Here is a 26671-nt window from a genome sequence, read left to right as displayed (position 1 = left end):
GGGGAGACGGCTCATGAGGACCTTGCTGCTGCTCGTGCTTTCTATGGTGACCGTCGTGCGCGAAGTGACCGCACAGGACGCGCAATGCGTCCTCGAACGCGCCGCCATGGTCGAAACCATCCGGTCCTACGCCCGGTCCCACGTCAGTGTTTTGGGACAGCAGGGGCTGTCGGGGAGAGTCCTTGAGGCCATGGGGCAAACACAACGCCATCTGTTCATCCCTGAGCGATCTTGCTCCATCGCATACGCAGACATGCCGCTTCCGATCGGCGCCGGCCAGACCATATCGCAGCCATTCATCGTGGCCTTGATGACTCAGCTGGCTTACGTCGCGCCCGATGATGTTGTGCTCGAAGTCGGTACGGGTTCGGGCTATCAGGCTGCCATCCTTGCGCACCTGGCGCGAAAGGTCTGCACCATCGAGATCATCCCGCAGTTGGCCGCAGCCGCAGCCAAAACGCTCAAGGACCTCGCGTATGACAATGTGAGCGTTCGGCTTGGCGACGGCTATGCTGGCTGGCCCGATTGCGGTCCTTTTGAAGCAATCATCGTCACCGCAGCGCTCGGGCACGTACCGGCGCCGCTGATTGAGCAGCTCAAATTGGGTGGCCGGCTGGTGATGCCGGTGGGACCTGCCTACACCACTCAGCAGCTCACGGTGGTGGAAAAAACCGGCCCGGGCAAGACAACAACGCGCGCCGCCAGCCTCGTGCGGTTTGTACCCTTTACGCGCTCACCAGATTAAAAACCAATCGACGTTTAATTCTTGAGCAGCACCTGCGCAGTCGCCTCGCTGGCTGGAGCCTTGCGGAAAGCGCCAGCTGTTCGAACCTGTCGGCTTCGGGTCAAAAGCTGCACTGACCGCCGCGAAGTCCAACTTCCGCTCTGCCCCTGTTAACGGACATCGTCAGACGGTCAGTCAGGTCCACCACCAGTTGTAACTCAAAAAGACCCGCGCGCGAAGGGGAACCGAATGCGCTAGGTCGCATTTCTAGACGTACAGGCACACTTGCTACGTCAAGCCGACCCTTTCACGACAACTTCCGAAAGGATGGCGACCATGCCACGGGTGAAGCAAGCTGCGAAGCACGCACGCGCAACCAAAGCCGCCGCCGTGGCGGCACTCGGTACGGCCGGACTGGGTCTCTCGCTGGCGGGGAGCGCATCCGCGCACACGATACCCACTGCTCATATCCCGCATTCTGACAACATCTCGCCCAATCAGCGCTTCGTTCTTGGCGAAGAAGAAATGGCCGACGTCAGTCTCGCCACGTTCTATCTCTTCGATAAGGAAAATGCTGGAAGCGACGTGCAGCTAGCCGCCGTTGTTGTTCGCCGAGGTTGCGGTGGTTGCCGTGGCTGCCGTGGTTGCCGAGCTGTGCGTGGTTGCGGTGGCTGCGGGGGTTGCGGCGGCTGCTGCGCACGCTGGGGACGGTGCCGCTGGTGCTAAGTTCCACGACCTAGCGGATGAACGATAAAACTTAACGAACAATCGTGCGGCATCTCCGCCGCAGGTCGGCGATGATATCCCCCTGTAGCCTGCTTCTCAGTACATCCGTGAAACCGAAGCGTCGACCGATGTTATAGGGTCTTCAGATTTTCAGCGCTCGTCTTTCCGCGCCTCGGATCGGTCTTCTCCTCGAAGGAGACCTTCTGCCCTTCGGCTAGTCCATGAAGGCCCGCACGCTCGACGGCGCTAATGTGAACAAATACATCCGGCCCACCATTGTCCGGCTGAATAAAGCCAAAGCCCTTCTGGCCGTTGAACCACTTCACGACACCCGTTGCCATTATCCGTCTCCAACAATACCCACGAAAGAGTTCGTTACCCACAATCCGTGTGAGCAAATTCGATCCAGCGATGTCTTGGAAAGGCCCCCTCGGGGCGCGGCCATCAAGTCATTCAATAGGTCGAACCCCTTCACCATACCACCGGTGGCATGGGTTGCCACGGGAATGAGATGAGAGGGCGCCGCGGCTGGCCTCGGGTTCCGCGGCCTTCTCGAAGGGACTGTTCACGGCCTGCAAAACCTTGATTGCAATCAGCGGGCCGGCGGGCTTCTCTGTGCGGCGCACGCGCCCCAAATGCTGTAAGGAACACAATGCCCTACATCTTCTCGATCAACGACGACGTTCATCATCAAGCCCAGCGACCGCAGGGCCGCGCCGACAATGGCGAACGGACCGTCTACACTATTGTTGCATGCCTCCCGATTGAGGCGGACGGACGCATTCGATACCGCATCAAAAGCAAAACCGAGAATTTCGAGCGTGTTGTAACTGAAGATGAACTCAGTCAGTGGCTACAGCAGTAGGCGCGACAGTGGGCCTGTCGGTTGGTTCACAGGGGAGATCCAGCTCGACCTGCTTGCGGTCCACCTCGCTTCTCAGTGGCATTCGTACCGCGAGTGCAAACACCGCCTGCCCCTGTGTTCCCCAATGAGCGCCAAAGGAGCCGCGGCGCTAATGGCCCGTGGCGTGCCGGTTCATTTCCTCCAGAAGCTCGCGCATTGCGTCGAACTGCGTGCCAAAGCCTTTCCAGTCGCCGGACTTCAATCGTTCAACGGCCTGATTGTAGCGGTCGAGCGCCTCCCGTGCCTGACTTGCCGACGGGCGTGCGACAGGAATTTCCTCCTTCGTGTTCGAGACCGGCCGCACCGCGCCAGGCTCGATAAACAGTGCTGACAAGGCCTCGTCGAGCGTCTCCTTCATCACCACATGTTCACCATAGGCTGCGATCACGCGTTTCAGCTCCGGCAGGTGTCCGTGCTCCGCTCGCAAATAGAGCGGCGTTACATAGAGGATCGAGTTCTCGATTGGGATCACAAGCAGGTTCGCACCGCGTATCACCCGCGAGCCCATCTGATTCCACAGCGTGATCTGCTGCGATATATCGGTGCTCTGATTGATCCGCGCTTCGATCTGGAACGGCCCGTAGACGAGCTTCTCCTTGGGAAACTCGTAGACAATCAGCTTGCCGTAGTCGGGCGCGTCGCAACGCGCGGCGAGCCACGCGATCATATTGTCGCGGCGGCTTGGCACCATGGGAAGCATGAGGAAAAACTCGGCCTGCGGCTCGCCGGGCAGTCGCATGATGATGTAATATGGGGCCATCGTCGCGATGCCGCCGCCGCCCGGCTGGCGCGGAAACTGCCAGAGATCCTCGCGGTTATAGAAAACGTCAGCGGCCTCCATGTGATAGCTCTGATAGAGCTGCGCCTGAATCAGGAACAGGTCCTCCGGATAGCGAATGTGCCTCTGCATATCCGCCGGCATGGCCGAGAATGGCTTGAACAGGCTCGGAAAGATACGCCGATAGGTCGCTGCAATCGGATCGCCGGTGTCCATCAGGTAAAAGTCGACGGTCCCGTTATAGGCATCGACGATGACCTTCACTGAATTGCGAATGTAGTTGATATCCTCGTCTTGCGCCGGCTGCGCGGAGGGGAAGTAGGAACTCACCGTGTAGGCGTCCTGCATCCAGAACATCCGCCCATTGCTGATGACCAGATAAGGATCGTGATCGAGCCTGAGGAACGGGGCGATCGTTCGTACTCTTTCCCCGATATTGCGCCGGATCATGATACGGCTGTCGGTCGTGATGTAGCTTGAGAGCAGTAGGTTCGGGTCGTTGAAGTAGTAAGCGAACAGGCCTCTCCACACCATCGCTCCTATCGGAACGCCGCCCGTACCGTCATAAGCCGCGTAGACATTGTCCTTTCCCTTCGGATAGTCGAACTCCGGCGTGCTCCCCTTGACGATGACGTAGTTGTCGCTCCGTTCGCCGTAGTAGAGGCGCGGCTCGTGGATTTTGGGGCCTCCATCCGCAACCGGAGGGATATCCCGCAAATAGAGCAGCGGTAGCCCCTCGGTGCTTTTGCGCGTGACCGGGCTCATCACCGCGCCATTGCCGTGAGTAAACAGCACGTGGCGGTTGACCCATGTCTGGGCATTCGGCGGCAGCAGGGAGGGCTGCAATTCGCGCGCCGAGAGCATTACGCTTTGGTAGGAGCCATCGAGCCAGTAGCGATCAACATCAAGATCATGAAATTTGTAGTAAGTGCGGATCTCTTGCAGCTGCGCGTAGGTGTCCGACAAGGGCAGCCAGTCCCACAGCCTGATATTGTCGATTGTCGCCTTGTTGGCGTCGAGCGTCTTCAAGCTGAGCTTCTGTTCCGCCGCAAACGGCTTGGCTGCGATCTGATCGAGATTGTATGCCTGCCGGGTGAGCGCAATGTTGCGTTCGATATAGGGCCTTTCCAGCTCCAATTCGCTTGGTTTGACGAAGAACTCCCGGAACAGCACGGGAATCACGCCGGACAGCACGAAAGACCCGATCACGACAAGCAGGAACGCGGCGGCAGGAAGCCGGTAGGTGCGCACCCGCAAATTTGACCACGTGGCGAACGCCGCGATGACCGAAAGTCCGATCATCAACCACAAGGCCGGGAGCCTCACGTGGACATCGGTGTAGCTTGCGCCGACGACCACACCGTTGTCGCCGTAGAGCAGCAGATAGCGATCAAGACCATAGGACCAGGCCTTCACCGCAAAGAAAAGACCGAGCAGCACCGAGCCGTGGGCAATCGCCATCGACGACATTGATCGACGATGAAGGTCGTATTCGATATCGCCGTGCACCCAGTAGATCGCCGCGGCGAAAAGCGCGCTCAGAACGAGCGCGAGCATCATCCAGTTTTTGATGAGGATATAGGCGGGCAGCGAGAAGAGATAGAAGCCGATGTCCTTGTTGTAGAGCGGATCGTCTGCGCCATATGGCACCTGATAGACAAACCGCAGGAAGACACCCCAGTTGCCGACTTCTGCGGCGGCGACGAGCAGAGCGAGCAAAGCTGCCCCACCTACGATCAACCGGGACCACGGCAGTCGATCGCGTAAAAGCGCAAGCAAATCTGGCGGCGCGTTGCCCGCGAAGTTCCACACCGAAGCAGTGACAAGCTGTGTCGACCGCCGTCGGGCAAAGCGCAGTGCGAACCATCCGTTCACCCAAAGGATGATGGCGGTTCCGGTCCATGCCGCAAGAAAGATGACGGTTTTCGCACCGATTGTCGTCCAAAAAACCTGCGGATAATTGATCGAGGAAAACCACAGCCAGTCGACGAGGAGGTCGGTCGCGAGCCAGAGCAGGATCAGGCAAACCCCAATGACAGCGGCCGCAATAGTGAGCCCGACCACGGCACTCTGCCTTGGTACCTTCCGTTCGGGTCCGGTGATCCCGATCGTCATGGCTTGATCATAGCGGAAATGAGGGACGCCCGCCGCTCGATTTCGCGGTCGGAATAGCGCCTCAAGGCGGGGGCACGGGTGCTCGAACCTGGGTCGCCAGGATCGCGAAACAGCGCAAAGTGGCGAGGTCGGCCGCGAACTCCCATTCGGCCTCGGTCGGAAGTTCCTTGCCTGCCCACTTGGCAAAAGCCTCGGCGTCGTTGAACGCCACATGCACGACCAGGTGCTCGTCCAGCCCGCGGATCGAGCTGCCCCGTCCGTAAGGCCGCCGCCAGCAGAAAACTTGTCATAATTCAAAGGCACGCGATGTGCCGATCATCGGCGTGACCTAAATGATCTGCGGAGAGTTTCTTCCTGACGGCTCTGCGATTGCGCCAACGAGTCGCGATGATTGCATATGTTGTTTCGTCAAACTACTGCTCGACAGCTGACTATGGTCGCTCCGTTCTTGTGGTAGATTCGGCGGCGCTATCGTGCCAACCGGCCAACCCACGATCGGATTTTGGCACGTGCTGATTCAGTTGTCCGCAGGTTGCTCGCTCATATAAACTACCCCCCGATCTCCTGCGGAGCCTTGCCATGAAAGCCTTCTTGCTCGCCTGCGCAGCCGCAATTGTGATCGCGGCGGCCGGTTTTGTCGTCCTTGACCAGATCCAGGAACCCGTCCAACAAGCGTTTGCGACGACGGGCGTGCGGCTCTGACCAAGCGCCTGGCACATTTATGGGCCGCGCGATCCCTACTCCGCCGCGGTGGCCGCTGGCCGGGGCCGTGCATTCGCTTCGGCGCGCGCATTCTGCTCTTCAAGCCAGAGCCCATGGTGCTCCTTGGCCCAGTTGACATCGACAGTGCCGCTGCCCATTGCCTCGAACGCGCCTTCCATACCGATCGTCCCGATATAGATGTGCGCCAGCATCGCCGCGATGAAGAGCATCGCCACGATGGAGTGAACGATCTGCGCGAACTGCATCCCTTCGATACCTGACAGATAGAACGGGAACATCAGCACATATCCGGTGGCCGCCACCAGGCCTCCGCCGATGACCACGATCCAATAGATCGCCTTCTGGCCGGCGTTGAAACGATAGGCCGGTGGATGATCGTGACCCACCATACCGCCACGGCGCTTGATCCAATCGACATCCGCCTTGTTCGGGACGTTGCCAGCGATCCACATCAGGAAGATCAGCACGACTCCGATGGTGAACGGAAAGCTGAGGTAGTTGTGCGCGTACTTCGCCCACTGCGACCATTCGGAAAACGCCTCGTGGCCAATCAGCGGCAGGAGCAACGGACGGCCGAAGGTGATGTTCAATCCGGAAATCGCCAGAACGACAAAGCAGGTCGCAGTCATCCAATGCACGAAACGCTCGAACAAGGAAAAGCGCACGATTGTGCGGCCGGATCGTCCGCTTTCCAGACGGACCATGCCGCGCGTCAAATAGAAGATCACGAGAACCGCCAGCATGCCGAGGATGGCAACCCCGCCAATCCAGCGCAGCGCCACGTTGCGGAATTCACGCCACTCGCGGCCAGCCGGCTGCATGAGCACGCTGGAGCGCTGGTCGGGAATGCTGACGCGCCCCTGGATCCGGTCCATTTCCTGGAGCAGCTGCCGCTCGCTAACCGAGCTCGCTGTCGGATTGACCTGCTGGGCCAGTGACGGTGCCGGCGCCGCAATGATCAACAGAAGCAATGCCCACGCGCCGATGGTGACTGGAATGAACCTTCCGGATGACGACATGAACTCCTCCTCGGCATCTGCGCCGCGTGGCCGCGGCCTGCTTCAGGACTCGATCGTCTCGCGATAGGCGGTTTTCCAGCCCCATGCGCCCGAGCCGTAGCCGCGCTTCAGTACGCGCTCTCTGTAGATCTGGGCGATGATCTCGCCATCGCCGGCGAGCAGCGATTTTGTCGAGCACATCTCGGCGCAGAGCGGCAGCTTGCCTTCGGCAAGCCGGTTCGCGCCGTATTTCTCGTATTCCTCCTTGCTGCCGTCGGCTTCGGGACCGCCGGCGCAATAGGTGCATTTGTCCATCTTGCCGCGGGAGCCGAAATTGCCGACCTTCGGATATTGCGGCGCGCCGAACGGACAGGCGTAGAAGCAATAGCCACAGCCGATGCAGAGGTCCTTGGAGTGCAGCACCACGCCGTCGGCGGTGGTGTAGAAGCAGTTCACCGGACACACCGCAGCGCAGGGCGCATCGGTGCAGTGCATGCAGGCCATCGAGACCGAGCGTTCGCCCGGCTTGCCGTCATTGATGGTGACGACACGACGCCGGTTGATGCCCCAGGGGACCTCGTGCTCGTTCTTGCAGGCCGTCACGCAGGCGTTGCACTCGATGCAACGGTCGGCGTCGCAGAGAAATTTCATACGTGCCATCGTCGTTGCTCCTTATGCCGCCGCGATCTGGCAGAGAGTGACTTTCGTCTCCTGCATGTTGGTCGCGGGATCATACCCGTAGGTGGTGATCGTGTTCGCGCTTTCGCCGAGCACGATCGGATCGGTGCCCTTGGGGTAGTTGCTGCGAAGGTCCTTGCCTGCGAGCCAACCGCCGAAGTGGAAAGGCATCCAGGCAACGCCCTTGCCGACACGCTCGGTGACGAGCGCCTTCATCCTGGCCCTCGAATTGTTCTCTGCGCCCGTGACCCAGACCCAGCCACCGTCCGTGACGCCGCGCTCGGCGGCATCGGCTGGATTGATCTCGATGAACATGTCCTGCTGCAATTCGGCGAGCCAGGGGTTGGTGCGCGTCTCCTCGCCGCCGCCCTCATATTCGACCAGACGGCCGGACGACAGGATGAGCGGAAATTGCTTCGCGATCCCCTTCTCGACCGCCGCCTTTTGCACCGAGAAGCCGATATTGGGCACCCGGAACTGCTCGGCGTCGGGCAACGTCGGATATTTCGCGACCAGGTCGACGCGCGGCGTGTAGATCGGCTCCCGGTGTACCGGAATGGGGTCGGGCAAGCCGAACGCATTCATCCGCGCCTTGCCGTTGCCATAGGGCACGCAACCATGCATGAGCGCGACACGCTGGATTCCGCCCGACAGGTCGAGCGACCACGACACCACGTCTGGCTTGGTCGGGTTGATCTTGTTGATAACAGCCATTTCGGCTTCCGTGAGCTCCGTGTCCCAGCCGAGCTTCTTCAGGCTCGCCAGCGTGAATTCCGGATAGCCGTCCTCGATCGCCGAACCCTTCGAGTACGAGCCGTCCGCGAGCAGGCTGACCTTGCGCGTGGTGCCGTCGGGCAGCTTCTCTTCGCGCTCGACGCCAAAGCGCGGACGGAACGTGCCGCCACCGTCCATCACGTGCAGATTGGTGTTGTAGAGCAGCGGCGTGCCCGGATGCTTGACTTCAGGTGATCCCCAGCACGGCCAAGGCAGACCGTAATAGTCGCCGCCGACCTCGGGATCGTCCTTGGGCGCCCGCATCGTCAGCATGTCGAACTTCGCCTGGTTCTTCATATGCGCCTTGAGGCGCTCTGGCGATTGCCCGCAATAGCCGGTCGACCAGCTGCCGCGGTTCATCTCACGCAGCACATCCTCCGCCTCGGGCAGATTGTTCTCGACCTTGATGTTCTTGAACATCTTGTCGGCGAAGCCGAACTTCTTCGCCAGGAGATAGATGATCTCGAGGTCGTCCTTCGATTCGAAGATCGGCTTCACGACCTGCTCGCCCCATTGCAACGAGCGGTTCGAGGCAACGCGCGAACCCTTGCACTCGAATTGCGTGGCAACCGGGAGAATGTAGACTCCATCCTTGCGTCCCGCCTCGACCGAGAGCGAGGCCCAGGTCGTCGGATGCGGGTCGGCGATGACGAGCAGCTCGAGCGCCTTCAGGCCATTAAGGGATTCAGGAATGCGGGTGATGCTGTTGCTGGCGTGCCCCTGCACGAACACGGCCCGCACATTGTCCCTCTGCGCGATCCGATCTTTCGGCAGCGTCACCGCTTCGAACCAGCGGGTCAGCGGGATGCCGGGCGTTTCCATGATCTGCTTGGAGTCGAAGCGCGACTTCAGGAACTCATGGTCGACTTCCCAAACCCGCGACCAGTGCTTCCACGCGCCTTCGGCGAGCCCGTAGTAGAACGGCAGCGTGACGATATCGAGCCCGACATCGGTCGCGCCTTGCACGTTGTCATGGCCACGGAAGATGTTGGCGCCCATGCCCGCTCCACCGACATTGCCGGTCATCAGCAGTGCGATGCAACTGGCCCGCACGTTGGCGGTGCCAACGGTCTTCTGGGTCTGGCCCATGGCCCAGATCAGCGTTGCCGGCTTCTCGGTAGCAAACATCTTGGCGACGCGCTTGAGCTGCTCGCCGGGAATGCCGGTGACACGCTCGACTTCTGCCGGATTCCACTTCTCCACTTCTTTCCGGAGATCATCGAATCCATAGACCCGCTGTCGGATGAACTCCTTGTCTTCCCACCCGTTCTGGAGGATGTGCCACATCATGCCGTACAGCACCGGGATGTCGGTGCCCGGCCGCATCCGAACATATTCGGTCGCGTGTGCCGCGGTTCGCGTCAGGCGCGGGTCGATGACGACAAAGTTGGCCTTTTGAAGCTCCTTGCCCTCAAGCAGATGCTGCAACGATACAGGGTGCGCCTCGGCTGGATTGCCGCCCATGATGACCTGGGTCTTGGCATTGCGGATATCGTTGAAGCTGTTGGTCATCGCGCCGTAGCCCCAGGTGTTGGCCACGCCGGTAACGGTCGTTGAATGGCAGATGCGCGCCTGATGATCGGTGTTGTTGGTTCCCCAGAACGCGCCGAGCTTGCGGAACAGATAGGCGCCTTCGTTCGTCATTTTGGCCGAGCCGAGCCAATAGATGGAATCGGGCCCAGATTTCTCGCGGACTTCCAGGAGCTTGTCGCCGATCTCGTTGATCGCCGTATCCCAGGAGACACGCGTCCACTGCCCGCCCACAAGCTTCATCGGATAGCGCAGCCGCCGCTCGCTGTGCACGAGCTCGCGCACAGAAGCGCCCTTGGCACAATGTGATCCGCGATTGATCGGGGACTCCCAGCTCGGCTCCTGGCCGATCCACACCCCGTTCAGCACCTCCGCCGTCACGGTGCATCCAACCGAACAATGCGTGCAGACGCTCTTGCGAACGGTTGCTCCCGATGTGAGGGGACCTGCCACTGCTGCTTTCGCCTTGCGAACGCCGCCGACCGGCAGCGTGCTCACTGCGGCGAGAGCGCCGCCACCAAGGCCGGACCGGAGCAGGAAGGTGCGGCGGTCGAGACCATTGGTTTGCCCGGACAAACCTCCCGCGATTGATCCGCGTGAAGCGGATTCGGAACGCTGTTGTGTTCTCCTGATCAGCACGGCCGCCTCCTCTCAACCCGGATAGCGATTGACACGGTAGTACGCCTTCACATGATCGGTCTCCTTGTAGCGCGCCTTGCGTTTCTCATCGTCGGTCTCGCTGTCCGCCTGAGCAGGCGTGATCAAGGGCGTTGCCAGCGTCGCGCCCGCACCGACCGTGCCGATGCCGACCTTGCGAAGGAAATCGCGGCGTCCGACTGTCGTTCTCTGCTCGTCCCTCATCGCATCTCTCCTGGACCAGCGGCGCTGGTCAGTTGACGAACGTGAAAGCCTCGGATTCGATTTCCAGAAAATTTCGTCCAAGTGTTCCGACCGACCGGTAGAATTTGGCGTTTTCCGCCTTCTCCATGTCGTCAAACAAACGTCCCATCCAGCGGGACACATGCTTCTCGAAGAATGTGCGCTGTGCTTCCGTTGGCACCGGAAAGCGTGCCACCGCAAGGCCCGCCATGATCTCGCACAGCGTCGCCGCGTGATCCTCGGGCTCAAAATTGCTCTCGACCCGCTCAATGCCGAGCGCGGCGAGATCGTCGCGCAGGCGCGACAGCGGACGTTCGTGGAGAAAGCCCGTCAAGTAATAGGATGCGTAAGGCAGCAACTCGCCGCGACCCAGACCGACGAAGAGGTCAAAATATTCGCGCTCGACCTCGGATACGGCCGCTACCGATGCAGCTTCTGCAAGGGTTGCGTGGGCGCGTCCAAGCGGCGTCGCATCGCCATGCAGTTGCGCGATCTGCTCGAGCAATGCGGCCGACGGCGCGGACGAGAGCAAGGTTGCAAGCAGCGCGTATTCCTGCGCGCGCGCGGCATCGGTCGGATCAACCGCGTCGTCCGGCGCGGCCGGCTCGCTATAGAGATCGGGACGAAGCACTTTGCGCGACACACCCGTTGCGCCTTCGACCGCAATCACACGTTGCGCGGGCACCCTGTTCCAGTTCGACACCGAGGGCTGGGCAATACCGATTTTTCGGGCAAGCTCGGCAACGCCGCCCGCCGCATCGATGGCTCGTTCAAGGCCCGCATCGCGCATGCCGACCTCCCATCCAGGGGGCCAAGCGCTTGATTGCGTTTGCGTAACAAAGACTAGCCGCGTGTCCGGGAGCGGTCAATTGATAGCCATAGCCTGAGGCTATCGCATTTAGTCGCAGTCTACCGGGGCAACGCCCCGCCATGTGTGCGGTGCCGAAGGGGAGTCTCTTCATTCGCAGCTACGGGTTGCGATGCAGTAGAATTCGACGGCAGTTCCGCGGCTGCGAACTCGCCGAGCGGTCGAGGTTCCGTGATCGCCTTCACCGGATTTGATGATTGCTCGAAACCGGCCTCCGCGGGAGCCGATCGCGCGGCGTCTTCGGCAGCCTCGCGCGGATTGGGGAGGCCCTCGGCGGCCTCTACCACGCCCCCGACGACGCGGCGGACGAGAGCGTCAATTTGCTCGGCCGAATAGTCCAGCGGACCGAAGCCAGCCATGGCGTTCGGGTCGTTGAAGTCCCAGGCGTTTTCCGCCAACCCCACGAAATCGCGGATGGTGGGATCGGCGCTCCAGGCGCGACGGAGCGCCGCCCGGCTCAACTCCTGCGGGATGCCTTTGCGCAGGAAAGCCGTGATGTCGGTGGCAGCATCGATCGATTCAATCGGGGGCAAGTTCGACAGCTCCGTCTCCGGGGGAGCCGGCTCTGCCGCGGCCCGGTTGGACAGCGCCGGCCCATGCGCCTCAGCGGCTTCTTCAGGGGCTGGTTCAGCGTGACCGGCCTTCGCCTCTCGCTTGCGGCGCGCCCAGCGCGCCAGGAATTGCTCGTCGCTCATTCGTGCTCACCGTCGTGGTGACGCCGCGCAAGCGCCTCAGGATCGGCGCGGCGTCGCTCGCGCTTGACGAATTCCCTCTCGACGTGGTGCTCGGCGATGAAATTTTCAATCGCCTTATGCAGTATCTCAGGCATTGGCACCGCTTCGACCAGATTGGCACCTGCTTCCGTGAATGCCTCGCCTTCCGCTGGATCTGCGGTGACGGCCGAAACGGCATAGGGCCAGGCGCCCTCGGAGGGAGTCAATACGATCCAGATGCGGGGAGCGCCCGTGGCAAGATTGTCGCGGTAGCGCTCGGTTTCCGAGCGATAGAGATCGACCATGGCGTTCCCGGCATAAAAGAGCGTCAATCCCTCCTGCGCCCGTAGGACAGTCCACGGCATCATCTCCGACTCATCCGGCAAGACGCCGATGCCGCGCCAGACAAAATCAATCCATGGGGAATCCGCCTTGCGGCGCTCGACGACAACGCCGACTGGAATGCGCAACAATGGCAGCGCGCCGGGGCTCACGTTGCAGCCTCCAGGTGCTTGATCGGCAACCCCGTCAACAGATTCTGCGGCTTCATCTGCACCAGCTGATCGGAGGTCGTTGCAAGGATCAGGTAGACCGGCTCGCGCCCGACCGCATCAACGACCAGGCTGGAATCTGGAAAAGTGAGCCGGAACAGCGCCAGCACACGGCTTGCGGTGCGGTCGTCCAGCGCCTCTCCATGCCAAAGCTGGTCGCCCATCCGGGTGGCTTCAGCATCGAGCCCAACATACCAGGTGAGCTTCGCATCGCGCAGGGCGGTGAGCGGCTCAATTCCGACGGCAAATCCAAGCAAATGAGTAATCCAGCGCCCCATGGCCTCTGCCAGCGCAGCGGGGCCCCGCGTTCCGCCGGTGAAATCGAGCGCAAGATCGAACTGATCGCTGCGCTGCCAGTAGCTGTCGGCATTCCCCTCGCTGAGGACGTCGATCTCCGCGCCGGTTGTTGCCCCCAACATAGACATCAGCGACAACACGGGCGTTTGGCTTGGCCCGCCAATGATTTCCTCGTCGCCCAACAGCAGCAAGTGTTCGTGCGGCACGATACGCTGCGGCCGGAAGAACAGTTCGGCCGCGCGCAGCACGAACGGGTCCTCGCAGCCGTCAAGCGCATTTCGCAGGATCACGTGAACAAGGTGGTTCACAAACAGCGGCGGCAGGTTGACGTGACGTGAGCGAACCAATGCAAGATAGGCCGCTTCCAACGTGGGTTCGCGCAGCAGAAGCTTCCGAAATGCCAGTACGAATTGCCAGTTCTCCCGCGCATCCGCATCGGCGATCGCAGCTACCTCCTCCGCAGCGACTGCCCGGCCCGGGTCGGCGAGCAGCTCCTGGTGCAACCTGCGTTCGACCGCGCAAGCGTCGTCCGGCGGCATCAGTTCGGGGCGCACGAAGTAGGCCTTCAGGAACTCATCCGTGACCACGAGCCCGCCGCTCGCATTGTGATCGAGCAGATGGTGGCCGCAGGCGATCCAGAAATCCCTCATCGGCGCGACGGCTCCTCGCTCATATTCGCAAGATTGAGATCCTTGTCGGGCTCGGTGTCATCCTCCACTTCCATGAACGAGAACGCCTTGCCGTGACGCTGGCCCTCGCGCAGTTGCAATCTGCGGAATGACTCGCGGACCTCGCCATTGCTCGCCGAGCGGTGGACCGCGATCAGCGCGCTGATGGGATGCGTGCAGAGTGATTGCGCAAAGGCGACTTCCTCTTCAGCGGCAAGGCGCGCGGTTGCAAGGTCCGGCGCCCCGAACCGTTCGACCAGTTGTTTCGCAAGGAGCTCCACCAACGTCCGGCGATCGCCTTCAGTCGCGGGGACGATTTGCACCAGTGTCGACCAGCCCCAGGATTGCACGCCGAGGAAACCGCTTCGAAACGCCGAACGGTCCTTGCCGCTCAGCTTCGCTGCATCCCGATTACAAAAGCGGAAGGCGCCCGACACTGCCCAATCGCCGGGCTGCGCCGGCACGTCGAACACGAACGTGTCGGATGGATCGAGCGCGATGGTGCGCAAGAGCTTCACAGACGCGGTCCTCCGAGTATTGAATCGAACCATGACGGCGATAGCAAGCCCTTCTTCAGGTCGTGCCGATCGGTCCTGTTCGTCCCAATCCGGCGGGCAATAAGGTCACCGTTGTCAGCGATCACATATGTGGTTTGCCGCGCACGCGGCAACCGACTTAGAAACTCGCGTGCGATGCCGTCGAATCCATCGGCTTGCCAGGCGTCGAGAGCGCGCATCAGATGCCGCACAAAGCTCTCCGTCACCTGAATCGCGCCGGCCTCACCAAAACCCTCCTGATCCAGGGCGGAAGCGAGCGGATAAACGCCGGCTTCCCTGTCGCTCATCGCAACCGTCCGGATCATGGCACCGAACACCAGCCAGCGCGGCGGCTCGTCCTCCTTTGCGGACGAAGGCCAGCCGAGCCGCCCGCCACCAACGAGGCCGCCGTCAACACGGATCGCGTCCGGCCAGTCGATCGCGATCTCCTTGTTCGGCGGCGCATACACGCGCAGGGCGTCGGTCAGCGCCACCATCCCCGCATAGAAAGCGCGGCGCGCGGTACGCAACGGCTCGCCAGGTTCAAGGACGACTGCGAACTCGGCAAGATCGAACCGCCCCACGTAGGTCAGCGTACCTGCCCCACTCTCTTCGGCGATATGCATGGCATGGGCGAAAGAGTCACGACTTTCGCGCAGCCTCACCAGCGTGAATGGCGGAGGCAGATTGATTGGCTCCGTGACCGATGAGTGCCCAGGGGCTGTCGATGTCAGGCGGACCTCCAGCTTTCTTTTCTTCTCTTGTGAGAATAACTTAATCGACCAGGAGGGGCGACGCGAGTCCGCTCGCCATCGTTCCCGGACCTCTTCAGGAGGTGAAGGGCTGCGCATGCCTGATCCGCCGAACACGATCCTGATCTGCTCGTGCGAAGACACGATGCGCCTCGATACGGCCGCCGTGAAGCGAGGATGCCGCAAAAGCGAAATCGCCGAGTTCCGCCAGCTCTGCAGGGCCGAGCTCGATCATTTTCGCAACGCGGCGAAGGCGGAAGGACCGCTCATCGTCGGCTGCACCCAGGAGGCCCCACTGTTTGGCGACGAGGCGAAGGGGCGTTCGGGGAAACTGGATTTCATCAACCTTCGCGAGACGGCCGGCTGGTCGGTGGAGGGAACCAAGGCAGGCCCAAAAATGGCAGCACTGCTCGCCGCTGTGTCCGAGGCTGCGCCTGCTTTTCCATTTGTCACCCTATCGAGCGAAGGGGTGATCCTGATCTATGGTCGCGACGAACTTGCGGTCGAAGCTGGTCGATTGCTTGCCGATCATCTCGACGTGACGATCATGATCACAAAGCCGTCACAGATTCTGCCGCCGGCGACGACATCCTTTCCGATCGTCCAAGGAACGATCCGTAACGCCAAGGGCCATTTGGGGGCCTTCGAGTTGACGGTCGACGACTATGCGGCCCCCCGCCCCTCCTCGCGCGATACGCTCGTCTTCGAGGCTCCGTGCGACGGCCTGACTTCGCGCTGCGACATCGTCCTTGATCTCTCCGGCGGGAAACCGCTTTTTCCCGCGCATGACTTGCGCGACGGCTATCTCCGCGCGGATCCGCGGGACCCGGCCGCGATGCTGCGTGCGGTGCTCAGGGCACGCGACCTCGTCGGCAACTTCGACAAGCCGAAATACGTCAATTTCACCGCAGAGATCTGCGTCCATTCGCGCTCGAGGCTGACGGGTTGCCATCGCTGTCTCGATCTCTGCCCGACCGGAGCGATCACGCCACATGGCGATCACGTCAAGATCAACGCCGAGGTCTGCGCCGGATGCGGCCAGTGCGCCGCGGCCTGTCCGACGGGTGCAGCAACCTATGCCCTTCCGCCGCCCGATGCGCTGCTGCACAAATTGCGCGCAATGCTTTTGACCTACCGCGAAGCCGGCGGCTCCGGTGCGGTCGTGCTGCTGCACGACACCCAACATGGCAGCACGCTGATCGATGCGCTCGCCCGCCACGGCGACGGGCTTCCCGCCAATGTGCTGCCGTTCCCCGTCAACGAGGTGACACAGGTTGGATTGGAAGCGGTCGTGGCATCCTTCGCCTATGGCGCAGCGGGGATACGCTTTCTCCTCCGCGCAAGACCTCTGCACGACATCTCCGGGCTTTCTCAAACCATAACGATGGCTGATGCCATTGTTTCCGGATTAGGTTTTTCGGGGCGCCGGGTTGCGACTATCGAAACGGACGACCCGGACGTGCTGGGCGAAGTGCTGCGGTCGATTGAACCCGCGCCGGCCGTGGAGCGTCCCGCAACCTTCAAGACGGTAGGCAAGCGGCGCGACCTGCTTCGCTTCGCTCTTCACGAACTGCACCGCGTTGCGCCTGTGCCGACCGACGTCATTGCGCTGTCCCAGGGCGCGCCGCTTGGTACGGTTACCGTCAATACGGACGGATGCACTTTGTGCCTGGCCTGCGTGTCGGCCTGTCCCACCGGGGCTCTCCGCGACGATCCCGAACGTCCCGTGCTTAAATTCGTCGAAGATGCGTGCGTGCAGTGCGGATTATGCCAGAGCACCTGCCCGGAAAAGGTGATCACTCTGAAGCCGCAGATCGATTTCCGGGCCTCAAGGGCTCCGGCACGGATCATCAAGGAGGAAGAGCCGGCGCTTTGCATCCGCTGCAATAAGCCCTTTGGGGTAAAGAGCACGATCGAGAAGATCGCTGCGAAACTCGAGGGCCGACACTGGATGTATCCTGCGGGCGACAAGCGGCTGGACGTGGTCAGAATGTGCGCGGACTGCCGCGTCACCGCCATGAGTGAACAACAGTTCGACCCGTTCGCCGGCGTGCCCGAACGCGCTTCGCCTCGCACGACCGATGATTATCTCCGTGAGCGTGAGACCAAACGTTAGCTACTTGGCGGTGGCGCGCGCCAGGAAATCCGTAAGCGCCTTGCGATCCTTCGCGGATCCAATCCGCTGCTCCGGCATTTTTGTGCCAGGCGTATAGGCGTTCGGACCGAGTTCGAACAATTTTGACACGGTCTCGGGCGTCCACACGATGTCCATCGCTTTGAGCGCGTCGGAGAAGCGATAACCAGGCAGCGACGCGATCCTGCGGCCGTATAAGCCCGCAAGCGTGGGGCCGGCGCGCTGCGCGTCCTGCTCGGACAGGGTATGACAGGCAACGCACGCCCTGAACACCTCGGCCCCGTGATCTCCCGTATAGGCTGCAAGCGGATCGCGCGGCGTAGCTTGCAACGATGAGCCGATGGGGGCGCCGGTCAGCGCGTTCCAGCGCCGGATCCTGCCGTCGACGCCGCCCGTCAACAATGTTGCGTTGTCCGGCAGGAAAGCGACCGACCACACGGGCGAACCTGTATCGACCAGGCTTCGCGCGATGCTTCGCGCCTTTCGGTCGATGACCGCCACGACACCGCCAATTCCTGCAGCAGCGACCGACGTGCCGTCTGGAGAGATCGACAACGCGACAATCGGCGTCTGGCCAGCTTGCACCTCGCCGCTTTCCCGGCCCTCCGACGTCAGAAAGCGTAGCTTGCCATCAGCACCACCCGTTACGATCTCGCCGTCAGGCGCGACTGCCACGGCATTAAGGGGTGAGCCCAGCGTAATGACATTTGGGGTGCCACCCGCCAATGGCCAGATCCTCAGTTCACGATCGTAACCCACGCTCACCAGCGATCGTCCATCCGGCGTGAATGCGACGCCGTTGACGTTCTGCGCATGCCCTTCCAGCACCTGCTGCGCGCCATCGCCGAGCGACCAGATACGAACTGTATGGTCCCAGGAGGCAGAAGCCACTCTTGCGCCATCCGGCGAGACTGCAAGTGAAGCGATCGGCGCGCCATGGCCCTCGAAAACCTGATCCGGCTGCTGCCGGCCAGGCGTCCAGATCGCTACCTTCGCATCCGCTCCGGCAGTCACCATCCGCCCATCCTTCAGGAAGGCCACCGCGTTCACCGCATCGGAGTGAAAGCGAAGGACCTGCTCGGCGGATTCGGTCTTGAGCGACCATCGGATGGCGGCGGTGTCGAAGCTGCCCGACAGAACATTGTTGCCATCACTGGAAATCGCAATCGCCCGCACGGGCCCACCGTGACCTGTCAACTGCGCTGGCGCCGGCGCTGAATGCATCGCCAACAGAGCGGCAACGATGCAGAGACTGGTGCTGAGACGTGGGACCCAATTCATCTGCGGCTTACAGGTCGTTCGGGCATGTCGTCGGTGTTGACACGGCGTACGTGCACTCGCTCGGTCTCGTCAATGATTGAAGCCGTTATCCGGTTTCCATGCTGCACCGCAGGACGGGCATGGCTCCGCTACTCAATGCCGCAACGGCTGTTGTCGGCTTGAACCGGGTATAGCCTGAACCTATGCTTGATCTGACACGTCGAGGACGACGTCATGCAAATACGACCTAAAACGTATCTGCATTTCATTTCGTTGTGGCGATCACTTCGCGATGCGATACCGCCACACCATGACGATGTGCCCGCTGAAACGTCACCGTTCCTCATCTATACCGCGGCCGTGCTGATGCTTCTCTTGGCCATTCTGGAACTGGACGCTCATCGAGGCGAACTGGAATTGCTCGGCCTTTTGGGGAACGACTACCCGATTCCGCCCGCTTTCCTGGGCCCGTAGCCCCGCCTCTCGACCACGCTTTCGTTCGACCTCGCAGGCTCAAGCGCATCTATTTGCGAGCCTTGGCTGAACGGCCTGCTGCGCGGCCTTCTGCCTAAAGCGCGATGAGATTGGGATGAATCGTCATCGCGCTTTAGGTTGTTGTTTGAGCATGATCTTTTCGGAAAACCGCTGCGCACTTCTCCGGATCATGCCTTAGCGCTTGGAATCCCGCGGAAAGACCAATGACCGATCGTCAAAATCGTCGACCGGCAGCTTGTCTGCGCTTCGACCGCTTTGCATGCCCTGCAATGTCGACGTGCTTGATGTTCCGGCGCGCCCGACCGTTGCGTTCGAGTGTGATCGCGGGATGCCGGTCACAGCAGCAAGCAGACCAACAGCGGCGATGGAACAAATGATCAAAGGCTTCATGCGAAATCTCCTGTCCGCCAGAAATCCCCGCAGCGATCTGATTAGCGCGAAGCCTGACGTGGGGGTGTGAGCCGCCCCACACATCCCGGGATTCTTGCGCTCAGCGCCTGTCAGGTTCCTAGTTTGGAACCGTCAGAGCCGGCTTCATCCCCGGAGCGAGGTTCGTCGACCGCGCGGGGCGGCAAGGCTTGTTGGGCGCGATTTGTTTGGCGCGCTGGTCACGAACAATCTTCGGGAGGCGTTGCGAAACAGCACGTCAGGCACGAAAATCTCAGACCATCTATCGCACCAGTTTCGCACCAGAAACGATCTCACCGGAACACAACGAACACGACCGAACGCAGACCAAAACGCGTCCAGATCAACGAAGCCGACTTCGAAGCGGCCGCATTGGCACGGGGGCGGCTCAGTTTTCGGACAATCACATCTTGATCGCATTCGCGAAGAGCCTGTCACCCCACTCGTACAACGGCCGCATGAAGTCCGACTGGGTGTGGATTGCTCGACCTTTGCGCTCGCGCCATTTTCGTCCGTAGGTATCGAACGGAAAGTGTCGCATGTAGTAGTCGCAGGTTTCTTCCCAATGGTCGACAGACAACGATTTGCCGTAGTGTTGGCAATAGAGGCCAGTCGCCACGCGCTCAACGCCACCCGGCTCGCGCGCATGGTGCTCTGCGAAGGTGACCTCCAACCGGTTTCGCCACAACATCAGAATGTCTCGCCGTTCCGGACCGAAGAAACGACGAAAGTCCAACAGTTCGCAATCGGCCTGATAGGGTGCATCATCCCCAGGAGTCATATAGGCGTCGAACAGTTGAACCCGCACGCCGTCGCATTCGCTAGAATGCGTTCCTTCTATGAATCCGCGTAAATCCCCGGTAACGCGCTCATCCGCATCGAAGCAAAACATCCAGTCGAACTGCAAATGCTCGCGCGCCGTCTGCAACAAGAGGCCGCGATGCCGACCCTCAGCAATCCGGCGCGCCTCGATGTCAGCTTCCCACGACCGATTTGTCACAATCAGAGCGACTTTCGGATGTTCGCATAGAATCTCCAGCGTACGATCCGTGCTCGCGTCATCATAAGCGACAATCGCATCGACCTGCTTGCCCACGTAATCCAGTGTGTCTCTGAGAATAAGCGCTTCGTTACGAACGCGGGTAGCGCCGATTAGAAGGTGCTTGTCACCCAATAGACCTGTGTTGCAAGCAATGATTCGTTCGCCCTCGCGAAGTAGCCAACCAATGGTGCCCGGCATGATCGACGCCTCCCGACTATAAAAAATTGACACCAACGATGGCGGACGGGCGCGTATCAGCAAGATTAAGAACTCTCGTTGTCGCCGCATCGAGCCGGCGAGCCGCCCCTCTTGACCATCCCTCCCCATACGCGATTTCGTGATATCTTCTCAAAGAGGTTGTTAGATCAGCGAATGCAAGGCCGTGACCGCGGCCTCGCGGGTCGCCACAGGAACGAACAAATTTATCGAATGTGGTGATAGAACGTACTTTTCAACGACAATCCCGTGGGATTGCAGAATTTGCATCGCCTGAAATGGCAAGTCTGAAGAAACGCCGCCGAAGCAAGTGAGGCTCACCGAACTCAAAGTCTCACGCCCTTTGCGCAAGTCCTTGCTCCTTTCCAGCGTGCGCAGCAGAGTGTCGAGCGTTTCCGACTCGCAAGTCATCATGATGCGCGTTTTTCCGGCCGTGAAAGCCGAGACGAGGACTTGCGGCCAAGATAGGCCGTTTTGCTTGAGATGCTGCGCAAATTTCTCAAAACCGTGACTGAGATTCGTCGAAGCGATCTCCACATGCTCAATACGAGCCATCGAGTTGACGGCCAAGACTTTTCCGCTTTCCATTCCGATAACCTCTTTCATCACTCGCGTGCTGTGTTCGGAATTGCCCCATTTTCGCAAAAACAAAGGGATATTTTGGCTTTGTGCCAGCTCCACGCTGCGAAAATGCAAAACCTTGGCGCCCCAAAAACACATTTCGGATAAGGATGCAAAATCCAGCCGGCGCAATGGCTTTGCGTTCGCCACGACGCGCGGATCGGCCGAGCAAATTCCGTCGACCTCTTTGATAATTTCACAGCGCTCGGCCTTTAGCGCCGCAGCCATGGCGACTGCAGTGGTGTCGCTGCCGCCCCTGCCTAGTGTGGTGATCTCTTTGGTTCGCGGATTCACGCCTTGAAAGCCCGCTAAAACCACTGCGTCCGCGACCGAGTTCTTCGAGCACGCGCGCAGGCCGCACATCTAAAATTCGCGCGGAAGAATGAGATTCGTCTGTCATTACACCGGCCTGACTCCCGGTAAAACTAATGGCTGGCGCACCGAGATCAGACAGGGCCATGCTCATCAACGACATGCTGATGCGCTCACCGGTCGTTAGCAACATATCCAGTTCGCGGCGGTTGGGATGCGGGCTTACTTGATAAGCCGCCTTAATTAATTCGTCGGTCGTCTTACCCATCGCTGAAACGATCGCCACGACGCGATGACCACGGCTGTGCAAATCGGCGAGGCTCCTCGCAACCGCGCGGATTTTTTCCGGGGTTTCTAGACAGACGCCGCCGTATTTTTGCACGATGGTCGGATTGTTGCGCATTTACGTGCGACGGCAGCTGTATGAGCGGTGGCCTGATGTTCGCTTCGCTCCGCCGGATAGTTTCATGCATCTAGCTCCAGAACTGCTTGCGGTCCGCGCAAAGATTGGATCACCCCTATCGAATTTCGCGACGTTTTTTCCGCGCGCCAGCGCGTCTCTGAGGTTCAGAGAATAGGCCAGTGCACGCGGTTGCCCACGTACCTCTCCGCTCATCGCCTTTCACAGCTCTCCAAGTATTCGATACAAGAATCGTTTTTCTTGGCGGAAGATTGGCGGTCACGACAAGATCGGCTGGGTAACGCTAAAGGTTCTGCCGACCCGAAAAATAATCCCTGAATGAAAGTGTCGTACCGGTTTCGCCGGGAAATGGCCACACGCACGTCCTCGGACCAGCGGTGCCGCCGACCCGTCTCCACCGCTTCAAGCCGTTCGACTTGGGCACTGAGCCCATCACCGTCCATCAGGACAGTTCTCAATACCGCGCCTCTTTCGGCAAGGCGGCCCCGCCGGATGTGTCCTAACAGAGTGGCCCGACGTCGTGTTTTCTAGGACGTACCAAGACTTGTCAGCCTTGCACTCCCCAAAGGCCTTGCCCAAGGCAGCTAACGAAAATTTGGGTCCAGATGCTGGACATAATCGATGTGGATCAAATATCATCCACCATTGCGCGCGATTGTTCCAAGCTCCGAGAGCTTGGCGGCCGGGCCCTGTCGGCTGAGACAACAACTGACGCCCCCCGAGCCCGTGCCTACTTTCGCTTGGTTGCCCTGAGTTAGTGCGTCGCTACCAGCAACGTTGCGCTATGCTGAAACACTTGCTCATTGAAGTCATTGGTCACGTTTCCGGTCTCAGCGACGCGCAGCTTGAACAAATTGAGCGGTCATTGCCCGCGACCAAGGCGCTGATCGATCTTCTCAGTAAGGCACATCCGATCATCGAACAGGCGGAAACGCTCTATAATGAGGCGCAGCCGCTAATCGATCAAGCTAGGAAAGAGTGGCAAACGGTCGGCCCTGCAGCGCAAATTCTGATTGATGTGATCTCACATCATCTCAACAAAGGCAGTTCGCCGGCGGAGGCCACTGAGGCAGTGCGCGCGGCGCTCGGCGGGTCAATACAGAACGTTGCGCAGGATCGTGGGATGGACCGGGGAATGAACCGCGTGACCGTGTTTGGGGGGACCGGCTTCGTTGGTTGTCGCGTTGTACGCCATTTGAGCGTCTCCACCGTTACGGTGCGTATAGCCTCACGGCATCCTGCGCGGGCCGAGGTCGACAACGCGGAACAGGTCATCGCTGATGCCCATGACGAGCGCTCTGTAGAGGCCGCCGTTATGGGTGCCGACGGCGTCGTCAACGCGATCAGCCTTTACACCGAGCGTGGAGGCGACACATTTCATTCGGTGCACGTCGAAGCGGCCGCCAGGATCGCTGGAGTGGCACGGCGGGCCGGGGTCAAACGGTTTGTGCACCTATCAGGCATAGGCGCTGACCCCACATCGCCGTCGCCCTATATTCGCAATCGCGGCGAGGGCGAGGTGGCTGTGCAAGCGGCATTCCCTGGCGCAGTCGTTATCCGCCCGGCGGTAATGTTCGCGCCGGACGACGCCTTTCTCACGACAATTCTTGGGCTGCTTCGGACCCTGCCGGCTTATCCGCTATTCGGCGACGGCAGGACGAGGCTTCAGCCGGTGTACGTGGACGACGTCGCCGCGGCGATCGCACAGGTCCTCCGGCAAACACAAAGACCGTTTCCAATCTACGAACTGGCCGGCCCGCGCGTTTACTCATACGGCGAGCTGTTGCGGACCATTGCGCGCACCGCCGGATTGCGGCCAATGCTGGTGCGAGTACCCTTTGCTTTCTGGAATGCCGCCGCCGGCCTCGCTGAGATCCTGCCGCACCCGCCGCTCACGCGCAATCAGGTTGAGCTTATGCAGATCGACACGATGGTCTCGGGCAGCCGGCCGGGATTCGGTTCACTCGGAATTTCGCCGCGATCGCTCGAAGAAGAACTCAAAGCGATGCTCGAGCATACAAACGAGGAAACTCAAAACACAAATAGGGGTCGAGCCAGGTAGGGTTGAGACTTCGTTACCGTGTCACGATGTGACTACTGATGTCGGGAAGCGGCTTACCTCCGAGGTCGCGCACTAGGCCCGATAGATCGATGGTCGCAGCTCAGGGGTCAGTTCATCCGCCAAAGTTTTTACAAGAGCCGAAGGGGAATGACCCTCCCGAGTGAACCCTTAGCGTGCGGCCAGCCGCCTGGAGCTGTCCGAATTAGGACAATCGATCTGTCACATTAGGATACCCAACGGAGTGCTCCTTTTGCGCAGTCACCTCTTCACTTTGACCGGGAATAAATTGAGTTGGCCGGCTCGACTCATCCAGCCCAAGTCCGGACGGCAGGCGGCCCTACCACGCGACTCGCGAGGCGGGGTCGCTGCGTGTAGGGCTATCAGAAGTGCTACCAGTTGGGTCGCAAGATGGTAGCGGGAAAAGCAGATCATGACTGACGATCAGGTCAATCTCGTGGTTCGGCACCTTTGCGAGCAATTGCACTTGACGCTCCGATTGAAGGGCAGCGAGGCACATCCACCAAACGCCAAGGATATTGGTTTCGATCCTGCCTCTGTAAGAACTGTGTTGCTGACAGGTCTGCGTTCGGCGGGCTTCACAATCGACCACGAGGCAATCGGGGCGAGCGAAGAGCCGCCGTGGTCCTAACGAAAAGCCCAGGACAGAAGTCCCGCGCCAATGTCCGGGTCGTACGCACCGGTCTACCTTTGAGCCGGTGACTTCCGGTCTACTCGCGTGAATGGAATTTGCCAGACCAACGCGACTGGTCGGGCTCGTGCCAATAGACGTCTTTTGCGTCTACTCAATTATTTGGTCAGCTTGTGCGAGTAGTGTCGTCGGAACTACGAGCTTGAGCGCTTTTGCAGTTCTAACGTTGATCCATAACTCGACCCGCGTCGGCTGTTCGACGGGCAAGTCGCTGGCTCGTGCACCCCCAAGGATTCTTTTGACGTAGTAATCTGATCGAATAAAAAGACGCCGTCTCGACGCACCGTAAGCGAGTAGACCACCTTCCCCGACGAAATCCGGCGATGTCGCGAAGCTCGGAATGCGGTGCATCAACGCCAACGCGGCGATGCGGCTTCGATACGCGAAACGAGGACACGTTCGCGACTCCATCGACCATCGGCCCCGGACCCGGCGAGCGCAAGAGCGCACCCGCGTTAGTATTACTTGGGCCGCTTAACGATACCAGATCGCTTCGCAGATGGCCTCCGGGTGACGATCGTTTCAATACCTTGCAGCGTCCGCGCGAATTCTGACCGCAGGTGCTGCGCGTGTGCTGCATCCTTCGGCTCAGATAAAAATGCAATCTTCACGAAGAAGCGGTTCAATCGCGATGTGACGAGAAGATTGTCAGAGTGTTGCGAGCGTAAGTTCGTGATCTGTCGTCGCATCTCAACGAGATCGAACCGGTCATCGTCGGGCTTATTCGCCAAATGAAGCTCATACCGTTGCGGTAGATAAACGAAGCCGCCGCGCCGAATATCTTGGCGCGACGACCTCGCCATGGTGAACCCGGACGGGGCAATGTCCGGTGCAGAGAGGTTAGCGCTCCGCAGCTCGGGTGCAATCGAAGACGCGGATTAAGCTTGATGTCGTCGCGGAAAGTTAAATCTGGAACAAGCGCTACTGTGGTCTACAGCACGCCCGCGCGTCCAGTTAAGCGCTCCTTCTCCAGCGACGTCCCGGCCACGCGATCAAGGTCGGAGCCTAGCGCTTTGGCGCGGGTTACGTCGCGCTCAATCGATCGCTCGGACTTGCCAGATTTTGCCGCCGTGTCCTTAGCGAAACTGTCCATAAGGCCGTCAAGCCGCCTTTCGCTTGGAGATCGGCTTTCGCCCGTTGCGCCGACGTCAGGTCGCGGCGGATCAGGTTTTCGTCGATTTCCATATCCAACCAAATTCAACTTCACGAAGCACTCGCCCGGCGAGCGTGGCGGCCCCGCTAATTGCCGCTATCGAATGCCGCTAGCGCCGCTATTTGTTGATGTAAGTGACTGAAAAACACTTGCTGGCGCTCCCTAGGGGAATCGAACCCCTGTTTCAGCCTTGAGAGGGCTGAGCAGCAAGAGTGAGTTCGCCGCCGGAGTTGTGGCTAGGATCAAGAGCCGAGCCCCTGGTTCAGGCGGAGTTCCATCCATCAAGGACTAGGTGGTTGGCGCGAGCTTTTGTCAGAATTCGCGGCCTAGTTCACGAGTCGCGACCCGCTAGTTGCTGCTTTTGACGAGACTTCGACCTACGACATTTAGCGGGCAACGCGAACTCAGAACTCAATATCGAGCGCGCTTCCCCTATCGACTCACGAGTTTTGGCTTTTGGTGAAAATCGACTCATGATTCTTGGGTTTCTCGACTCGCGAATTTTTGGCAGGCCACGATAAATCAATGGGTTAAGCGACTCGCTTTTGATTGGTCCCGACACGCTTCGCGAGCTTCGGCTCGGCGAGCCAGCGCCACAAATGGCAAGCGAAGCGGGCGAAGGCT

Annotated in this window: 25 protein-coding genes, 1 tRNA gene and 1 pseudogene; 7 read left to right on the top strand and 20 right to left on the bottom strand. The window is 60.3% G+C overall.

All coding sequences use genetic code 11. The annotated features are described in order from the left end of the window. Window positions 1–13 precede the first annotated feature (13 nt). Window positions 14–745: a protein-L-isoaspartate(D-aspartate) O-methyltransferase gene (locus ABIA90_RS41405; protein WP_084795290.1), complete on the top strand. Its 732-nt coding sequence runs from the start codon at window positions 14–16 to the stop codon at window positions 743–745. Window positions 746–1581: 836 nt separating this feature from the next. Here ABIA90_RS41405 and ABIA90_RS41400 read toward each other — a convergent pair. Continuing rightward, entirely contained in the window at window positions 1582–1791 is a 210-nt protein-coding gene (locus ABIA90_RS41400; protein ID WP_038945713.1) for a cold-shock protein, read from the bottom strand. Between the two features lie 311 nt (window positions 1792–2102). Here ABIA90_RS41400 and ABIA90_RS41395 point away from each other — a divergent pair, with 311 nt between their 5' ends. Next, window positions 2103–2315, top strand: coding sequence for a hypothetical protein (locus tag ABIA90_RS41395; RefSeq protein ID WP_063985301.1), 213 nt, complete (start codon window positions 2103–2105; stop codon window positions 2313–2315). A 148-nt stretch (window positions 2316–2463) separates the two neighbouring features. Here the strand turns inward: ABIA90_RS41395 and ABIA90_RS41390 are convergent, their stop codons facing one another. Both ABIA90_RS41390 and ABIA90_RS41385 read right to left on the bottom strand, forming a co-directional pair. Further along, window positions 2464–5247: a UPF0182 family membrane protein gene (locus ABIA90_RS41390; RefSeq protein ID WP_354121342.1), complete on the bottom strand. Its 2784-nt coding sequence runs from the start codon at window positions 5245–5247 to the stop codon at window positions 2464–2466. 130 nt (window positions 5248–5377) lie between these two features. Continuing rightward, window positions 5378–5521: pseudogene (locus ABIA90_RS41385) on the bottom strand (SUMF1/EgtB/PvdO family nonheme iron enzyme); the annotation flags it as partial. 305 nt (window positions 5522–5826) lie between these two features. On the opposite strand from ABIA90_RS41385, the gene ABIA90_RS41380 reads away from it, so the two are divergent. Continuing rightward, window positions 5827–5949 carry a hypothetical protein gene (locus tag ABIA90_RS41380; RefSeq protein WP_256376430.1) on the top strand — a complete coding sequence of 41 codons (123 nt, stop codon included), beginning with the start codon at window positions 5827–5829 and terminating at the stop codon, window positions 5947–5949. A 35-nt stretch (window positions 5950–5984) separates the two neighbouring features. Here the strand turns inward: ABIA90_RS41380 and ABIA90_RS41375 are convergent, their stop codons facing one another. The 10 genes from ABIA90_RS41375 to ABIA90_RS41330 form a co-directional block, all read right to left on the bottom strand. Beyond that, window positions 5985–6989: a formate dehydrogenase subunit gamma gene (locus tag ABIA90_RS41375; RefSeq protein ID WP_354121341.1), complete on the bottom strand. Its 1005-nt coding sequence runs from the start codon at window positions 6987–6989 to the stop codon at window positions 5985–5987. Window positions 6990–7031: 42 nt separating this feature from the next. After that, window positions 7032–7628, bottom strand: a complete 597-nt coding sequence (fdh3B, locus tag ABIA90_RS41370; RefSeq protein WP_063985305.1) for a formate dehydrogenase FDH3 subunit beta — start codon at window positions 7626–7628, stop codon at window positions 7032–7034. Between the two features lie 12 nt (window positions 7629–7640). Further along, entirely contained in the window at window positions 7641–10589 is a 2949-nt protein-coding gene (locus ABIA90_RS41365; protein WP_354121340.1) for a formate dehydrogenase subunit alpha, read from the bottom strand. A gap of 12 nt (window positions 10590–10601) precedes the next feature. Next, window positions 10602–10811 (bottom strand): twin-arginine translocation signal domain-containing protein, encoded by a 210-nt coding sequence (locus ABIA90_RS41360; protein ID WP_063985307.1) that lies wholly within the window; start codon window positions 10809–10811, stop codon window positions 10602–10604. 28 nt (window positions 10812–10839) lie between these two features. Next, on the bottom strand, window positions 10840–11619 hold the full coding sequence (locus tag ABIA90_RS41355; RefSeq protein ID WP_354121339.1) for a molecular chaperone TorD family protein: 780 nt from the start codon (window positions 11617–11619) through the stop codon (window positions 10840–10842). 119 nt (window positions 11620–11738) lie between these two features. Then, on the bottom strand, window positions 11739–12392 hold the full coding sequence (locus tag ABIA90_RS41350) for a DUF3306 domain-containing protein (protein WP_354121338.1): 654 nt from the start codon (window positions 12390–12392) through the stop codon (window positions 11739–11741). After that, window positions 12389–12904 carry a DUF3305 domain-containing protein gene (locus tag ABIA90_RS41345; protein WP_071916335.1) on the bottom strand — a complete coding sequence of 172 codons (516 nt, stop codon included), beginning with the start codon at window positions 12902–12904 and terminating at the stop codon, window positions 12389–12391. The genes ABIA90_RS41350 and ABIA90_RS41345 overlap by 4 nt, the downstream gene beginning before the upstream one ends. Next, complete coding sequence (locus ABIA90_RS41340) at window positions 12901–13908, bottom strand: DUF6352 family protein (RefSeq protein ID WP_259258912.1); 1008 nt, start codon at window positions 13906–13908, stop codon at window positions 12901–12903. Before ABIA90_RS41340 ends, ABIA90_RS41345 begins: the two co-directional genes overlap by 4 nt. Continuing rightward, window positions 13905–14444: a DUF6505 family protein gene (locus tag ABIA90_RS41335; protein WP_063985312.1), complete on the bottom strand. Its 540-nt coding sequence runs from the start codon at window positions 14442–14444 to the stop codon at window positions 13905–13907. Before ABIA90_RS41335 ends, ABIA90_RS41340 begins: the two co-directional genes overlap by 4 nt. Continuing rightward, entirely contained in the window at window positions 14441–15148 is a 708-nt protein-coding gene (locus tag ABIA90_RS41330) for a biotin/lipoate--protein ligase family protein (RefSeq protein ID WP_354121359.1), read from the bottom strand. Before ABIA90_RS41330 ends, ABIA90_RS41335 begins: the two co-directional genes overlap by 4 nt. A 211-nt stretch (window positions 15149–15359) precedes the next feature. Between ABIA90_RS41330 and ABIA90_RS41325 the strand changes: the two genes are divergently transcribed. Further along, window positions 15360–17330 (top strand): 4Fe-4S binding protein, encoded by a 1971-nt coding sequence (locus tag ABIA90_RS41325; protein WP_354121358.1) that lies wholly within the window; start codon window positions 15360–15362, stop codon window positions 17328–17330. On the opposite strand, the gene ABIA90_RS41320 is transcribed toward ABIA90_RS41325, so the two are convergent. After that, the gene (locus ABIA90_RS41320; RefSeq protein ID WP_354121337.1) at window positions 17331–18629 is read right to left on the bottom strand and encodes a c-type cytochrome; all 1299 of its coding nucleotides are present in this window, start codon (window positions 18627–18629) and stop codon (window positions 17331–17333) included. A 213-nt stretch (window positions 18630–18842) separates the two neighbouring features. Here ABIA90_RS41320 and ABIA90_RS41315 point away from each other — a divergent pair, with 213 nt between their 5' ends. Beyond that, window positions 18843–19082 (top strand): hypothetical protein, encoded by a 240-nt coding sequence (locus tag ABIA90_RS41315; RefSeq protein ID WP_071916339.1) that lies wholly within the window; start codon window positions 18843–18845, stop codon window positions 19080–19082. Window positions 19083–19277: 195 nt separating this feature from the next. Here ABIA90_RS41315 and ABIA90_RS41310 read toward each other — a convergent pair whose 3' ends face one another. The 4 genes from ABIA90_RS41310 to ABIA90_RS41295 form a co-directional block, all read right to left on the bottom strand. Beyond that, entirely contained in the window at window positions 19278–19493 is a 216-nt protein-coding gene (locus tag ABIA90_RS41310) for a hypothetical protein (RefSeq protein ID WP_085403297.1), read from the bottom strand. Between the two features lie 421 nt (window positions 19494–19914). After that, on the bottom strand, window positions 19915–20751 hold the full coding sequence (locus tag ABIA90_RS41305; RefSeq protein WP_354121336.1) for a glycosyltransferase: 837 nt from the start codon (window positions 20749–20751) through the stop codon (window positions 19915–19917). A 162-nt stretch (window positions 20752–20913) separates the two neighbouring features. Next, entirely contained in the window at window positions 20914–21684 is a 771-nt protein-coding gene (locus ABIA90_RS41300) for an amino acid kinase family protein (protein ID WP_354121335.1), read from the bottom strand. Beyond that, complete coding sequence (locus ABIA90_RS41295; RefSeq protein ID WP_354121334.1) at window positions 21587–22105, bottom strand: amino acid kinase family protein; 519 nt, start codon at window positions 22103–22105, stop codon at window positions 21587–21589. The genes ABIA90_RS41300 and ABIA90_RS41295 overlap by 98 nt, the downstream gene beginning before the upstream one ends. 802 nt (window positions 22106–22907) lie before the next feature. Here ABIA90_RS41295 and ABIA90_RS41290 point away from each other — a divergent pair. Next, a complete protein-coding gene (locus ABIA90_RS41290) occupies window positions 22908–24185 on the top strand; it encodes a complex I NDUFA9 subunit family protein (RefSeq protein WP_354121333.1) in 1278 nt (425 codons plus the stop codon). Window positions 24186–24615: 430 nt separating this feature from the next. Then, entirely contained in the window at window positions 24616–24834 is a 219-nt protein-coding gene (locus ABIA90_RS41285) for a hypothetical protein (RefSeq protein WP_354121332.1), read from the top strand. Between the two features lie 150 nt (window positions 24835–24984). On the opposite strand, the gene ABIA90_RS41280 is transcribed toward ABIA90_RS41285, so the two are convergent. After that, entirely contained in the window at window positions 24985–25305 is a 321-nt protein-coding gene (locus ABIA90_RS41280) for an ABC transporter substrate binding protein (protein ID WP_354121331.1), read from the bottom strand. 895 nt (window positions 25306–26200) lie between these two features. Continuing rightward, window positions 26201–26285, bottom strand: a tRNA-Glu gene (locus tag ABIA90_RS41275). Window positions 26286–26671 lie beyond the last annotated feature (386 nt).

The organism is Bradyrhizobium sp. LA6.8 (genome assembly GCF_040547935.1).
Classification (GTDB): Bacteria; Pseudomonadota; Alphaproteobacteria; order Rhizobiales; family Xanthobacteraceae; genus Bradyrhizobium; species Bradyrhizobium barranii.
This window is presented reverse-complemented; position numbering and strand designations above follow the sequence as displayed.

What these genes read in the sequence shown, in the direction of transcription:
- ABIA90_RS41405 (WP_084795290.1), top strand. Translation starts at nt 14, where the DNA reads ATGAGGACCTTGCTGCTGCTCGTGCTTTCTATGGTGACCGTCGTGCGC.
- ABIA90_RS41400 (WP_038945713.1), bottom strand. Translation starts at nt 1,791, where the DNA reads ATGGCAACGGGTGTCGTGAAGTGGTTCAACGGCCAGAAGGGCTTTGGC.
- ABIA90_RS41395 (WP_063985301.1), top strand. Translation starts at nt 2,103, where the DNA reads ATGCCCTACATCTTCTCGATCAACGACGACGTTCATCATCAAGCCCAG.
- ABIA90_RS41390 (WP_354121342.1), bottom strand. Translation starts at nt 5,247, where the DNA reads ATGACGATCGGGATCACCGGACCCGAACGGAAGGTACCAAGGCAGAGT.
- ABIA90_RS41380 (WP_256376430.1), top strand. Translation starts at nt 5,827, where the DNA reads ATGAAAGCCTTCTTGCTCGCCTGCGCAGCCGCAATTGTGATCGCGGCG.
- ABIA90_RS41375 (WP_354121341.1), bottom strand. Translation starts at nt 6,989, where the DNA reads ATGTCGTCATCCGGAAGGTTCATTCCAGTCACCATCGGCGCGTGGGCA.
- fdh3B (WP_063985305.1), bottom strand. Translation starts at nt 7,628, where the DNA reads ATGGCACGTATGAAATTTCTCTGCGACGCCGACCGTTGCATCGAGTGC.
- ABIA90_RS41360 (WP_063985307.1), bottom strand. Translation starts at nt 10,811, where the DNA reads ATGAGGGACGAGCAGAGAACGACAGTCGGACGCCGCGATTTCCTTCGC.
- ABIA90_RS41355 (WP_354121339.1), bottom strand. Translation starts at nt 11,619, where the DNA reads ATGCGCGATGCGGGCCTTGAACGAGCCATCGATGCGGCGGGCGGCGTT.
- ABIA90_RS41350 (WP_354121338.1), bottom strand. Translation starts at nt 12,392, where the DNA reads ATGAGCGACGAGCAATTCCTGGCGCGCTGGGCGCGCCGCAAGCGAGAG.
- ABIA90_RS41340 (WP_259258912.1), bottom strand. Translation starts at nt 13,908, where the DNA reads ATGAGGGATTTCTGGATCGCCTGCGGCCACCATCTGCTCGATCACAAT.
- ABIA90_RS41325 (WP_354121358.1), top strand. Translation starts at nt 15,360, where the DNA reads ATGCGCCTCGATACGGCCGCCGTGAAGCGAGGATGCCGCAAAAGCGAA.
- ABIA90_RS41320 (WP_354121337.1), bottom strand. Translation starts at nt 18,629, where the DNA reads ATGAATTGGGTCCCACGTCTCAGCACCAGTCTCTGCATCGTTGCCGCT.
- ABIA90_RS41315 (WP_071916339.1), top strand. Translation starts at nt 18,843, where the DNA reads ATGCAAATACGACCTAAAACGTATCTGCATTTCATTTCGTTGTGGCGA.
- ABIA90_RS41310 (WP_085403297.1), bottom strand. Translation starts at nt 19,493, where the DNA reads ATGAAGCCTTTGATCATTTGTTCCATCGCCGCTGTTGGTCTGCTTGCT.
- ABIA90_RS41305 (WP_354121336.1), bottom strand. Translation starts at nt 20,751, where the DNA reads ATGCCGGGCACCATTGGTTGGCTACTTCGCGAGGGCGAACGAATCATT.
- ABIA90_RS41295 (WP_354121334.1), bottom strand. Translation starts at nt 22,105, where the DNA reads ATGCGCAACAATCCGACCATCGTGCAAAAATACGGCGGCGTCTGTCTA.
- ABIA90_RS41290 (WP_354121333.1), top strand. Translation starts at nt 22,908, where the DNA reads ATGCTGAAACACTTGCTCATTGAAGTCATTGGTCACGTTTCCGGTCTC.
- ABIA90_RS41285 (WP_354121332.1), top strand. Translation starts at nt 24,616, where the DNA reads ATGACTGACGATCAGGTCAATCTCGTGGTTCGGCACCTTTGCGAGCAA.
- ABIA90_RS41280 (WP_354121331.1), bottom strand. Translation starts at nt 25,305, where the DNA reads ATGGAGTCGCGAACGTGTCCTCGTTTCGCGTATCGAAGCCGCATCGCC.